The sequence below is a fragment of the Arthrobacter sp. Bz4 genome (genome assembly GCF_003075455.1).
Taxonomy (GTDB): domain Bacteria; phylum Actinomycetota; class Actinomycetes; order Actinomycetales; family Micrococcaceae; genus Arthrobacter_D.
The window spans coordinates 161,905-175,649 of record NZ_QDAE01000006.1; the positions used below are offsets into that span (position 1 = coordinate 161,905).

The 13,745-nt window shown below is 63.5% G+C and carries 6 protein-coding genes; 5 read left to right on the forward strand and 1 reads right to left on the reverse strand.

What is annotated here, in order from left to right:
- The first annotated feature begins 33 nt into the window (after nucleotides 1-33).
- Entirely contained in the window at nucleotides 34-1,020 is a 987-nt protein-coding gene (gene rlmB, locus DDA93_RS07360) for a 23S rRNA (guanosine(2251)-2'-O)-methyltransferase RlmB (RefSeq protein ID WP_019482369.1), read from the forward strand.
- 27 nt (nucleotides 1,021-1,047) lie between these two features.
- Nucleotides 1,048-3,108, forward strand: coding sequence for a glycogen debranching protein GlgX (gene glgX / locus DDA93_RS07365; RefSeq protein WP_019482370.1), 2,061 nt, complete (start codon nucleotides 1,048-1,050; stop codon nucleotides 3,106-3,108).
- Between the two features lie 103 nt (nucleotides 3,109-3,211).
- Here glgX and glgP read toward each other — a convergent pair whose 3' ends face one another.
- Nucleotides 3,212-5,824: an alpha-glucan family phosphorylase gene (gene glgP / locus DDA93_RS07370; RefSeq protein WP_024475702.1), complete on the reverse strand. Its 2,613-nt coding sequence runs from the start codon at nucleotides 5,822-5,824 to the stop codon at nucleotides 3,212-3,214.
- Between the two features lie 217 nt (nucleotides 5,825-6,041).
- On the opposite strand from glgP, the gene DDA93_RS07375 reads away from it, so the two are divergent.
- From DDA93_RS07375 to glgB, 3 genes are read left to right on the forward strand one after another with little or no spacing between them, the layout of a single operon-like run.
- Nucleotides 6,042-8,060, forward strand: coding sequence for an alpha-1,4-glucan--maltose-1-phosphate maltosyltransferase (locus tag DDA93_RS07375; RefSeq protein WP_026041017.1), 2,019 nt, complete (start codon nucleotides 6,042-6,044; stop codon nucleotides 8,058-8,060).
- Nucleotides 8,060-9,826, forward strand: a complete 1,767-nt coding sequence (gene treS, locus DDA93_RS07380) for a maltose alpha-D-glucosyltransferase (protein ID WP_024475703.1) — start codon at nucleotides 8,060-8,062, stop codon at nucleotides 9,824-9,826. The genes DDA93_RS07375 and treS overlap by 1 nt, the downstream gene beginning before the upstream one ends.
- A complete protein-coding gene (gene glgB, locus DDA93_RS07385; RefSeq protein WP_024475704.1) occupies nucleotides 9,826-13,551 on the forward strand; it encodes a 1,4-alpha-glucan branching protein GlgB in 3,726 nt (1,241 codons plus the stop codon). The genes treS and glgB overlap by 1 nt, the downstream gene beginning before the upstream one ends.
- The last annotated feature ends 194 nt before the right edge of the window (nucleotides 13,552-13,745 follow it).

Genomic DNA, 13,745 nt, shown 5'->3' on the forward strand with positions numbered 1-13,745 from the left:
GTGACAAATCTTCTACCCAAAGGTGTTTTCCCCATGGCCACTCACGGACGTCCCGGCGCTGTGCGCAAGAGCAAGAAGGGCCCCTCGGGCGGAACCGGCGGCCTAGGACGCAAGGCGCTTGAGGGTAAAGGTCCCACCCCAAAAGCGGAGGACCGGCCTTACCATAAGGCTCACAAGAGCAAGCAGCTTGCCGAGCGCTCAGCAGCCAAGCACTCCGGCAGCCGCAATCCGGGGTCGGCCCGCAACGCACGCGGCAAGGGCACCGAGGAGATGGTCACCGGACGCAACGCCGTGGTCGAGTCGCTCCGCGCCGGCATCCCAGCCAAGGCATTGCACGTGGCCATCCGGATCGAGATGGACGAGCGCATCCGCGAATCGCTGAAGCTCGCCACCGAGCGCGGCATCCCGCTGATGGAAACCGGCAAGACCGAACTGGACCGGATGGCTGACGGATCAGTGCACCAGGGCATCATGCTCCAGATCCCACCCTACGAATACGCTGACGCAGTCGATCTGGCCACCGAGACCATCCAGAAATGGAAAAAGGGCCACATCAACAACGCACCGTTGTTCGTCGCCCTGGACGGCATCACCGACCCCCGCAACCTCGGCGCGATCATCAGGTCCCTCTCTGCGTTCAGCGGCCACGGCGTCATCGTTCCGGAGCGCCGCTCGGTGGGGATGACCGCATCAGCATGGAAGACCAGTGCTGGCGCCGCAGTGCGTGTGCCAGTGGCGAAGGCCGGAAACCTGAACTCAACCCTCAAGACGTTCAAAGAGAAGGGCATCTTTGTGTTGGGCCTCGACGGCGACGGCGACGTCTCCCTCCCGGATCTGACGCTTGGCCGCGAACCAGTGTGCCTGGTCGTCGGCTCCGAAGGTAAGGGCCTGTCACGGTTGGTGCGCGAGAACTGCGACCAGATCGTTTCAATCCCCATTGACTCGGCGATGGAATCGTTGAACGCCTCGATGGCTGTGGGCATCAGCCTGTACGAGATCTCGCGCCAGCGCTCCGCCTGACAGTCGCACGGACGGTATTCATAGATCATGAGCGTCTCCCTCGAAATCAGCCCTCCGTCCAGTGAGTTTCCCCTGGGCGTACACCGGTCCCGAGCGCCGCACAACCTGAACGTTGCGGTGTACGCGCCCGGCGTGTCAGCGCTTGCAGTGCACTTCCAGTCGCAGGACGGCAGCTGGCACGATGTCCCCCTGACCGATTACACCCACGGGGTGCACCACGGGGCAGTGGAGGGGCTCGCCGACTCTGTGAGATACGGTTTCTGGCCGGCCGGAACTGGCCAGCCGGAAACAGGTCAGCTGCTGCTGGATCCTTACGCCCGGGCCATCGACACCGTCGATACCGTCGATGGGCCGGTGTACTGGTCGGTCTACGTCGAGGACGGCGGATTCGACTGGGGTTCCTCGGCTCCACCGCGCACGCACTGGCGTGACACCGTGGTGTATGAGGCGCATGTCAAGGGGCTGACCCAGTTGCACCCAGACATTCCGGTCGAGCTCCGCGGCACCTATGCTGGCCTGGCACACCCGGTCATGATCGGCTACCTCAAGGCCCTAGGGATCACCGCAGTGGAACTGCTGCCGGTCCACTTCCATATCGACGAACCCCATCTGGGGCCCCTCGGGCTGACCAACTACTGGGGCTACAACACCCTCGGGTACTTCGCCCCGCACCCCTCCTACGCGACTGAGGCAGCCCGCAACGCCGGCCCACGGGCGGTCCAGGACGAGTTCAAGGGCATGGTCAAACTGCTCCACGAGGCTGGCCTCGAGGTCATCCTCGACGTGGTGTACAACCACACGGCCGAGGGTCCGCCAGACCTTCCGGCGCTGAGCTGGCGTGGACTGGGCGACGAGCAGTATTACCGGCACGGCGACCACGGCCGCTACCTGGACACCACGGGTTGCGGCAATACCCTGAATTTCGCGCACCCACGGGTCATCGCCCTGGCCCTGGACTCGTTGCGATACTGGGTGGAGGAATTCCACGTGGACGGATTTCGCTTCGACCTGGCAGTGTCGATGGCCCGGGACGAAACGCACACCTTCACCCCACGTCACCCCTTCCTGGTCGCTGTTGGCGCCGACCGCGCGCTGCGCGGTGTGAAGCTCATCGCCGAACCCTGGGATATTGGCATGGGCGGATGGCAGACCGGCAACTTCCCGCAGGGCTGGGCGGACTGGAATGACCGGTTCCGGGACACGGTCCGGGACTTCTGGCTCACCGACCAGGCCAGCCTGGCGGCGGGCGGCGCCGCCGGATCGGTGGCGCGCCTGGCTGGATGCCTGAGTGGATCGGCCGATGTGTTCGGGCCTTCAGGACGCACGTCCATTTCCAGCGTCAACCTGATCACCGCCCACGACGGGTTTACCCTCGCTGACCTCTCCTCGTACAGCCGCAAACACAATGAGGCCAACGGGGAGGAGAACCGTGACGGCCACAACGACAACCGCAGCTACAACCACGGCATGGAAGGCCCCACCGACCAGGAAGGCATCATTGCGGCGCGGGCCCAGACCTCCCGCAACCTGATGGCCACCCTCCTGTTGTCCCTCGGCGTCCCCATGATCACGGCCGGCGACGAGTTTGGGCGGTCCCAGCGCGGCAACAACAACGCCTACTGCCAGGACAACGAGCTGGCCTGGCTGCATTGGGGTCACGACGACGACGCACGCCACCTCCTCGACCACACGCGTTCCCTGCTCCGGATCCGTAAGGAGTTCCTGGCCCACCAGCCGCACAGCTATCCGGCCCGCGACGACAGCTCCTACCTGCACTGGTTCAACCCGGCCGGCACCACCATGACTGAGGAGCAGTGGCGTGACGAGGGTTCCCGGATCGTGCAGCTCCTCCTCGGCTCACCCAACGGCATCCTGGATGGCCTGGTGGTCATCAACGGCAGCAGGGATGACGCCAAGATCACCCTGCCAAGGCGGGAGTCACTCCAGGAGAGCGGGCTTCCCTCCATCACCAGGTTCGAGCTGCGCTACACCACCGCAGCGGACCAGGACCGTCGGCGCGGGGCGCAAATCGGCTCTGGGGAGACCGACGTCGTCCCCGCCAACTCGATCAGCGTCTACCGGGTCTAGCCGGCCACGCAAAAGCGGCAGCCACCCCAGGAAACTCTGGTGTGACTGCCGCTGATGCTAAGCAGGCGGTTAGCCTGCAAGCTGTGATTGCCCGAGCGGGCTGCTACGCGTTGGCGACCAGACCGAGCTCGGACTTCGACGCCAGGCTAACGTGCTTGGGCAGCACCCGCACCGTGTACCCGAAGGACCCCGAGTGGTCGATCGTGACGCCACCCGAGAACAGGTACCGTCCCGCGCCAAGGTTCTCGGACACGTCGAGGTCGGCCAGGGCCACCTCGCTGAGCTCGTCATTGTCCAGGGCCCGACCGTAAGCCACCTCGACGGCGACGTCGTCGGGGGATAGCGCGCCAAGCGAGACGTAGGCGTTGACCGTCAGCGGGTCCCCGATCTGTGGATCCTCGGCTACGCCAACCGAATCTACGTGCTCCACCTGGACAGCCGACCAACCGTCGTTGATCCGTGAACGCCAGGCGGCGGTGTGCTTGGCCGCCGTGTAGTCCGACTCAGCCGCCAGGCAACCGGCACGCCAGGCGGGCTGGTACAGGTGGCTGACGTAGTCCTGCAGCATCCGCTCAGCGGATACGGCCGGGCCAAGGTTGGCCATGGTGTGCTTGATCATGGCCACCCACTGGTGTGGCACCCCATCATGGGACAGCTCAGACGGTCCGGCAGCGCCGGCGCCCTCCGAACGCACCGTGCTGTAGAACCGGGGAGCCACCTGCTCCTCAAGAAGGTCATACAGGGCCGAGGCTTCAATGTCGTCGCGTTCCTCGGGGGACGCGTCGTTGTTCGCCGTGGGGATGGCCCAGCCGTTGTCGCCGTCGTACATTTCATCCCACCAGCCGTCAAGAACCGACAGGTTAAGGCCGCCGTTGATGGCCGACTTCATGCCCGACGTGCCGCAGGCCTCCAGCGGACGCAACGGGTTGTTCAACCAGACATCGCAGCCGGGGAACAGGGTGCGTGCCATGGCGATGTCGTAGTTCGGGAGGAACACGATCCGGTGCCGTACCTCCGGGTCGTCAGTGAACCGGACCAGATCCTGGATCATCCGCTTGCCCTGCTCATCAGCCGGGTGGGACTTGCCAGCGATGACCAGCTGGATGGGGTTGTCCGGGTGAAGCAGCAAGGCCTTGAGTCGAGCCGGGTCCCTGAGCATCAAGGTCAACCGCTTGTACGTGGGTACCCGGCGGGCAAAACCAATGGTCAGCACGTCAGGATCGAGTACGTTGTTGGTCCATGCCAGCTCGGCGTCGGCCGCGCCACGCTTCTTCCAGGAGGAGCGGAGCCGCTGACGGACGTCGTCGATCAGGTTCGAGCGCAGGCGGCGGCGGAGCGCCCAGATATCGGAGTCTTCCACGTCGTACACCTTGGACCACTGGGGATCCAGGACCGACTCGGCGCCGAAACGGTCCCGGGCGAAGTCTGCGATCAGCGGGTCAACCCAGGTGGGCACGTGCACACCGTTGGTGACCGACGAGATGGGGACCTCACTGGTGTCGAATCCTGGCCACAGCCCGGAGAACATGCCACGGGAGACCACGCCATGCAGTTTGGCGACGCCATTGGCGCGCTGTGCCAGGCGCAGGCCCATCACCGCCATGTTGAACTTGTTCGGATCGCCGTCAACGTAGTTCTCGGCCCCAAGGGTGAGGACCTTCGCCGTCGGAACCGACGGTGCCAGACCGGCGTCGAAGAAGTGCTCAATCTGGGATTTCTCGAACCGGTCGATTCCCGCGGGGACCGGGGTGTGCGTGGTGAACACCGTGCAGGACCGGCCCGCGGTGAGCGCTTCCTCCCAGCTCATCGGCGACGCGCTCGAGGGATCCATCAGTTCACGGATGCGCTCGATGCCGAGGAACCCGGCGTGACCCTCATTGGTGTGGAACACCTCGGGGGCCGGAGTGCCGGTCAGCCGTTCAAAGATACGCAGCGCTTTCACGCCACCCATGCCCAGCAGAAGTTCCTGCTGCAGACGCTGGTCGCCACCGCCGCCGTACAGCCGGTCGGTGACATTGCGGGCGGCCTCGTCATTGCCCGCGACATTGGAGTCAAGGAGCAGAAGCGGAACGCGGCCGATGTCGGCCCGCCAGATGTGGGCGATCAGCTGGCGTCCAGCGGGAAGCGGCAAGACTACCTTCGCCGGGGTGCCGTCCTCCTCGCGGAGCAGGGTCAACGGCAGGCCGTCAGGATCGAGGACCGGGTAGGTTTCCTGCTGCCACGCATCGCGGGACAGCGACTGCTTGAAGTAGCCGGCCTGGTAAAGGAGTCCGACGCCGATCAGGGGGACACCAAGATCCGAGGCTGCTTTGAGGTGGTCGCCGGCGAGGATGCCGAGGCCACCTGAGTACTGGGGGAGGACGGCGCTGATGCCGTACTCGGGGGAGAAATAGGCGATGGACCGGGGCGCGTCGGCGCCGAGCGACTGGTACCAGCGGGGTTCGGAAAGGTACTGGTCCAGGTCGTCGCCGAGTTCCTGGATCCTCGCGACGAGACGCTCGTTGTCGGCGAGTTGGCTGAGCTGCTCACGGGTCACCGAGCCGAGGAAAGCGACGGGGTCCTGGCCGCTTGCCTCCCAGGCTGCTGGGTCAAGATCGTGGAATAAGCGGGTGGTCGGAAGATGCCACGACCAGCGCAAGTTGCCTGCCAGCTTGCCCAACGGGGCGATGCTTTCAGGGAGGACGGTACGGACTGTAAATCTGCGGATTGCCTTCACCCGGGAAAGGCTAGCGTATTTTTCCCGGCGTAGGACCGCTGGAGGGTTCCGATGAGAGCAAGTGAGAGTAAACGTTTGCGTTGACGCCCAACTCGACTGCAAAAAGCACTGATGTTACGTCCGCGCGCCTTAGCAATCTGGGCAAATACTCGCTAACGTCTAACGTGTGACGACTTCAATAGAGCCACCACGTAAGGGACGCACCGCCAGGAAGCCGATAGACAGGGCTGATCTGCGGTACGGACGAATTCCAATTACCAATATTTCTCCGGTTGTCGATGGTGGGGCCTTCCCCTCCAAAGCGATCCCTGGATCAGATATTGCGGTGGGCGCTACAGTCTTCCGGGAAGGGCACGACCAGCTTGGGGTATCAGCGGTCCTGCTCTCCGGTAAAGGCAAGGAAGTCCAGCGGGTGCGCTTGGCGCCGGTGGGCCAGGGGCTGGACCGGTATGAAGGTCTCCTCCGCCCCCCAGCTGTCGGCAACTACACCTTCGTCATCGAAGGGTGGGGTGACCTGTACGGCACCTGGCACCACAACGCTGAGGTGAAGATCGCGGCTGGAGTCGACGTCGAGCTGATGCTCGCCGAGGGCGCAGCCCTGTTCACTAACGCTGCGACGACCCGTAAGAGGAAGGACGCGGTGGTCTTCACCGAGGCCGCACGGGTCCTCGCCGACACTGAGCTCCCGATCGACGAGCGGCTTGCCGCAGGTGAGTCGGCGGCTATCCTCGCGGCCATCAGCCGGGAGCCCCTGCGTGACCTGGTGACCGTATCCCAGCCTTATCCGATCAAGGTCGAACGCGAACTTGCGGGACGTGCATCCTGGTACGAGTTCTTCCCCCGGTCCGAAGGCGCCACCTACGAGCCGGGGTCGGGCGCGTGGACCTCCGGCACCTTCGTCACCGCAGCCGACCGGCTACCCGCGGTCGCTGACATGGGATTCGACGTCGTCTACCTCCCGCCCATCCACCCGATCGGGCGCACCCACCGTAAGGGGCCCAACAACACACTGACGGCTGGCCCCGAGGACCCGGGGTCGCCCTGGGCTATCGGCGCCGCTGAAGGTGGCCACGACGCGATCCACCCCGACCTCGGCACCTTCGATGACTTCGACGTCTTCGTGGCGCGGGCCAACGAACTGAACCTTGAAATTGCGCTGGACCTGGCGCTTCAGGCTTCCCCTGACCATCCCTGGGTCACTTCACACCCAGAATGGTTCACCACCCGGGTGGATGGGTCGATTGCCTACGCGGAGAACCCTCCGAAGAAGTACCAGGACATCTACCCGATCAACTTCGACAACGATCCCGATGGCCTCTCCCGCGAAGTCCTCAGGATCGTCCTGCTGTGGATCAGCCACGGGGTGAAGATTTTCCGCGTCGACAACCCGCACACCAAACCGGTGGTGTTCTGGGAATGGCTGATCCGCGAAGTCAACCGGAAGCATCCCGACGTCGTTTTCCTCGCCGAGGCTTTCACCCGCCCGCCGATGATGCACGCCCTGGGCCGTGCCGGCTTCCAGCAGTCCTACACCTACTTCACCTGGCGCAACACCAAAACTGAGCTCGAAGAGTATTTCACCGAAGTCAGTAAGGTCAGCGCGCCATATTTCCGCCCCAACTTTTTCGTCAACACCCCCGATATCCTCACCGAGTTCCTTCAGTACGGCGGACCTGCGGGCTTCAAGATCCGGGCGGCCCTGGCAGCGATGGCCAGCCCACTCTGGGGTGTCTACGCCGGATACGAACTGTTTGAACACGTGGCCAGGCCCGGTGCCGAGGAGTCGATCGACAACGAGAAATTCGAGTATCGACCCCGCGACTTCAAGCGCGCCGAAGCCGAAGGCAGGAGTCTGGCGCCGTACCTCACCAGGCTGAACCACATCCGACGGGACCACCCGGCGTTGGGCGATCTCGAGAACCTGACCATTCACCACAGCTCGGACACGGAAACCCTGGTGTTCTCCAAGCACAAGGAGAACGTCGGCGGCGACAGTACAGTCAAAGACACCATCATCGTGGTGGTGAATCTTGACCCGCACGGGGCCAGGGAAAGTACAGTCTCCCTGAACCTCGATGCGCTGTCCCTCGATCCCGAGGACTGCAATGAGGACGGTACCTTCTGGGTGGACGATCTCATCACCGGCCAGAGTTGGGTCTGGGGCACCCACAACTACGTCAGGCTGGATCCGCATGTGGAACCAGCACACATCCTTTACCTCAGGAGGAAGCCCTAGTGGCCAACCCGTTTCAACTCAACGCACCCGGTCTCGCGCATGACCCACACTGGTACCGCAAGGCCGTATTTTACGAAGTTCTGGTGCGCGGGTTCGCGGATGCGAACGGCGATGGCTCTGGCGATTTCTCCGGACTGATCGACAAACTGGATTATCTGCAGTGGCTTGGCGTCGATTGCCTGTGGCTGCCACCGTTCTTCAAGTCGCCCCTGCGCGACGGTGGCTACGACATCGCCGACTACTACAACGTCCTCGATGAGTTCGGCACCATCAGTGATTTCAAGCGTCTGGTCGCCGAGGCACACGCCCGCGGCGTCCGCGTCATCATCGACCTGCCGCTGAACCACACCTCGGACAAGCACCACTGGTTCGAGGAGTCCCGAAACGACCCCGACGGCCCCTACGGCGACTTCTACGTCTGGAGCGACACCGACGAGAAGTACGAGGACGCGCGGATCATCTTCGTGGATACCGAGGAGTCCAACTGGACCTTCGACCCCGTCCGCCGGCAGTTCTTCTGGCACCGGTTCTTCTCCCACCAGCCGGACCTGAACTTCGAAAACCCCAAGGTTATTGAAGCGCTCTTCGACGTGGTGAAGTTCTGGCTGGACCAGGGCATTGATGGTTTCCGCGCGGATGCCATCCCTTACCTCTTCGAGGAGGAAGGGACCAACTGCGAGAACCTGCCGCAGACCCACGCCTTCCTCAAGGACCTGCGCACCATGGTCGACGAGAACTATCCCGGCCGGATCATCGTCGCCGAAGCAAACCAGCTGCCCGAGGAGGTTGTCGAGTACTTCGGCGACGCCGAGGGGCCGGAATGCCACATGTGCTTCCACTTCCCGATCATGCCCAAGCTCTTCTACGCCCTGCGGGACCAGAAGGCCGGACCAATCATCGAGACGATGGCCGAAACGCCGAACATTCCCGCTGGCGCCCAGTGGGGTACCTTCCTCAGGAATCATGACGAGCTCACCCTCGAAATGGTCACCAACGAGGAACGCGAAGCGATGCTCGGTTGGTACGCGCCGGACTCAAGGATGCGCGCCAACGTCGGTATCCGCCGTCGTCTGTCGCCGCTCCTGGACAACTCGCGGGCCGAAGTTGAACTGATTCACGCACTGCTGCTGTCCCTGCCTGGCAGCCCGTTCCTCTACTACGGGGATGAAATCGGGATGGGCGACAACATCTGGCTTGACGATCGTGACGCGTCGCGGACCCCCATGCAATGGAACCCCGACCGTAACGCCGGGTTCTCGACGGCTGACCCCGGGAAGCTCTACCTCCCCGTCGTCCAGTCGCTGGTCTACCACTACAACCACGTCAACGTTGAGGCACAGCTGGCCAGTTCAAGCTCGCTGCTGCACTGGATGCGCCAGATGCTTGCAGTGCGCCGGACCCGCCCGGCCTTCGGCCTGGGTTCGTACCGCAACGTGCCCACCGAAGCTGAGTCGGTGCTGGCCTTCATCCGTGAGGTGGAGGTCGATAATGCCGAAGGCGAGCAGCCAGAGGTGCTGTTGTGCGTGTTCAACCTGTCGCAACACCCGGTTGCCGCGCAGCTGAACCTGCCGGAATATGCCGGACGGGGTCTGCGGGACCTCTTCGGTGGCACGCCGTTCCCGACCTTCGGCGACGACGGTGCACTCACCCTGACGCTCGGAAGCCACGATTTCTACTGGCTCCGTCTCCGCTCAGCCAGCTCAAACACTGCTTCACCGCTTACTGAAGCCCTGCCAATAATTCAAGCCCCGGAGGCCGTAAAGTAATGCCCAAACTGACGCCGACCTTTCCAGAACTCCTCACTTCATGGCTACCGAATCAGCGGTGGTTCCCTGCCAGAGGCCGCGAGTTTGAACTTCGAAGGGTCGGCGGCATCCGGCTGGAGGATCCAGCCGGTGCGGTGGGCCTTGACGTTCACCTGATTGCCGTCGATTCCGGCCACCGGAGGGACATCGTCCAGATCCCGTTGAGCTACCGCGACGCACCCTTGAAAGGCGCGGAAGATGCGCTGATCGGCGAGGCGGAGCACACCGAATTGGGGCACCGCTGGATCTACGACGCCACCCATGACCCGGTATTCGTGACGGCCTGGGTTGAATTGATGCGCTCGGGCGGTGTCACCGAGGACGGCCGGACCAGGGGTTACCCGATGGAATCGTTCGCCTCGGCTAAACGGTTCGACAAGCCACTTCCGCTGACCGTTCTCAAGGGCGAACAATCAAACACCTCTGTCGTGGTGCGTACGCCGGCCGGCTCGATGATCGTGAAATTCTTCCGGGTGCTGGCACCGGGGGAAAGCCCCGACGTTCAGGTCAGCGCCAAGCTCACCGATGCCGGATCCGTCGATGTGCCCACCACGTTCGGGTGGGTCACCGGCAGCTGGGAGGACACGGGAGCCGGGGAGAAGCAGTGGTTGACCGGTCACCTCAGCGTCCTGCGGGATTTCATCGACAACAGCACCGACGCCTGGCGGACCGCCTCGGTTGCGGCCGCTTCGAACACCGATTTCACTGCGGAGGCGTCCGAACTGGGCCGGGTGACCGGGCGTATCCACGCGCAGTTGGCCGCTGCGTTCGGAAGCCGGGCAGCAAGCGACGTCGAACGCGGCGAATTCATCGAGACCCTGGTGCAGCGCATCGAATGGGCCTGGCAGGAAGCACACGACGTCGTTGGGCCGCTCGAGTCCGAGGTGGCCAAGGTTATTGAGCGGGTCCGCAGTGTGCAGACGCTCCCCGATCTTCAGCGCATCCACGCCGACTACCATCTGGGACAGGTTCTCAACGCACCTGACGGGTCTTGGCTGGTGCTCGACTTTGAGGGCGAACCACTGCGTCCCGCCGCGGAGCGCAGCGTCCCCGATGTGGTGCTGCGCGACGTCGTCGGGATGATGCGTTCGCTCGAGTATGCCGGTGCGGCAGCAGCCCATGGCAACGACGCCGCGACCGCCGACGCCGACCAGTGGACCGCGGCCGCGGGTGCCGCTTTCGCGGCTGGTTATCAGGACCAGACCGGGACGCTGGTTGACCCAGCAGATCCGCTCTTCCTCGCACTGTGGCTGGATAAGGCCCTGTACGAAGTGGTCTACGAGCTACGCAACCGGCCGGACTGGGTCGACATCCCGGTCCGTGACGTGCGCCGCGCCCTGACCGGGTCCACCAGCGCCACGCAGGAAACGCCATCATCTGCCGTTTCGCCGCCGCTAACCGCGGGGCCCGTGGACCCGGTAGTGGCCGTCGACGCCGTCGTTGGTTCTGATCCAGTCTTTAGTTCTGACACGGTCGCCGGTACGGACGCCGTCACCACCTCACCGGGGCGGATCGAACATTCAATCGACATCCTGCAACCAGTGTCGGAGGGCCGCTACCACCAGCCGCATGCTGTGCTGGGCGCACACCTCGACGGGCACGGGCTGGTCACTATCCGCACCCTCCGACGTCTCGCGCAGCGCGTCACCGTGGTGACCGGCAGCGGTCGCGTCGAATTGGAGCATGAACACAACGGCATCTGGGTTGGCACCCTTGCAGCGGAGATCGCCGGGCACGTCCCGGACTACCGCCTCGAAGTGACGTACGACGGTGAGCCGCAGATTGTCGATGATCCGTACCGGTTCCTCCCCACGCTGGGCGAAATCGACATGCACCTCCTGGCAGAGGGGCGGCACGAAACGCTGTGGACTGCGCTCGGCGCGCACGTCCGCCACTACACATCCGTGCTGGGCGACATCAATGGCGTCAGCTTCGCCGTTTGGGCGCCCAATGCCCAGGCCGTTCGCGTCAAAGCGGACTTCAATGGGTGGGACGGCTCAATCAACGCGATGCGTGCGCTGGGCAGTTCGGGGTTCTGGGAGATCTTCATTCCCGGGGCTGTCGCGGGGTCACGGTACAAGTTCGAAATCCTCGGCAGCGACGGGCATTGGCGTGAGAAGGCCGACCCGATGGCCCGCGGTACCGAAATCCCGCCCCTCACCGGCTCGCGTGTGGTCGAGTCGAGGTACACCTTCCAGGACGACGAATGGATGACCGCGCGGGCGGCAGCAGATCCGCACAACGGTCCCATGAGCGTCTACGAGGTGCACCTTGGTTCCTGGCGGGTGGGTCTTGACTACCGGGAATTGGCCGAGCAGCTCACCGAGTATGTTCAGTGGCAGGGCTTCACCCACGTTGAAATGATGCCTGTCGCCGAACACCCCTTCGGTGGCTCCTGGGGTTACCAGGTGACCTCGTACTATGCGCCGACGTCGCGCTTCGGTCACCCCGACGACTTCAAGTATCTGGTGGATAAACTGCACCAGGCCGGGATCGGCGTCATCATGGACTGGGTTCCAGCGCACTTCCCCAAGGATGAGTTCGCGTTGGCGAAGTTCGACGGCGGGACCCTTTACGAGCACGGCGATCCCTTCCTTGGGGAGCACCCCGATTGGGGAACCCTGATCTTCGACTTCGGTCGTCGTGAAGTACGGAACTTCCTGGTCGCCAATGCCCTCTACTGGCTAGAGGAATTCCACATTGACGGGCTGCGCGTGGACGCCGTCGCATCGATGCTCTATTTGGACTACTCACGCGAAGAAGGCCAATGGACGCCGAACCGTCTGGGCGGCAGGGAAAACCTTGAAGCGATTGATTTCCTTCAGGAGGTCAATGCAACCGCCTACAAGCGGGTGCCTGGTGTCGTGATGATCGCCGAGGAATCGACGTCCTTCCCCGGGGTCACCCGCGCCACCAGCGGAGGCGGCCTCGGATTCGGGCTGAAGTGGAACATGGGCTGGATGAATGACTCGTTGGAGTACATGGCTGAAGACCCGGTCAACCGTGGCTACCACCACGGCAAGGCCACCTTCTCCATGGTGTATGCCTACACCGAGAACTTCCTGCTGCCGATCAGCCATGACGAAGTTGTGCACGGCAAGGGATCGCTGCTGCGGAAGATGCCGGGTGACCGGTGGCAGCAGCTCGCCAGCGTACGCGCCTACCTGGCGTTCCAGTGGGCGCACCCCGGTAAGCAGCTGATCTTCATGGGCACTGAGTACGCCCAGGAATCTGAGTGGTCGGAGCAGTACGGTCTCGACTGGTGGCTTTCGGACACCCCTGCGCACAAGGGCGTCCAACATTTGGTGCGGTCCCTGAACGGGATCTATCGAAACACGCCGGCGCTATATGTCCGGGACAACGATCCGTCGGGGTTCCAGTGGATTGATGAGAACGACGGCGCCCGCAACACCCTGTCCTTCATCCGCTGGGATGGCCAAGGCAATCCGCTGGTTTGCATTGCCAACTTCGCCGGAGCGCCCCATGAAGGATTCAGGGTAGGGCTGCCCTGGTCGGGGGATTGGGAAGAGGTGCTCAACACGGATGCTGAAGAGTTTGGCGGTTCAGGTGTTGGCAACCTTGGCGGAGTAACAGCTGTCGAAGGACCATGCAGCGGGCAGCCTGCATATGCTGACCTGCGGGTTCCACCGTTGGGCGTTGTGTATTTGGCTCCAAAAAAGCCTTAGATCCGCACGGGGCCGGGCATTTTGCACCCGGCCCCGAGGGCGATTTACAACTTCGGCAGAAGGGTGCTAGAGTTTATATCCGCGCTGGTCGAGGGAATTGACCGGCTGACAACCACCAGAACTACGGTTCGTCTCTAGTGCAGTATGACTCAGGGATTGGAAGATCAGCCGATTTGACCTGAAGATGATCAGCC

What these genes read in the sequence shown, in the direction of transcription:
- rlmB (WP_019482369.1), top strand. Translation starts at nt 34, where the DNA reads ATGGCCACTCACGGACGTCCCGGCGCTGTGCGCAAGAGCAAGAAGGGC.
- glgX (WP_019482370.1), top strand. Translation starts at nt 1,048, where the DNA reads ATGAGCGTCTCCCTCGAAATCAGCCCTCCGTCCAGTGAGTTTCCCCTG.
- glgB (WP_024475704.1), top strand. Translation starts at nt 9,826, where the DNA reads ATGCCCAAACTGACGCCGACCTTTCCAGAACTCCTCACTTCATGGCTA.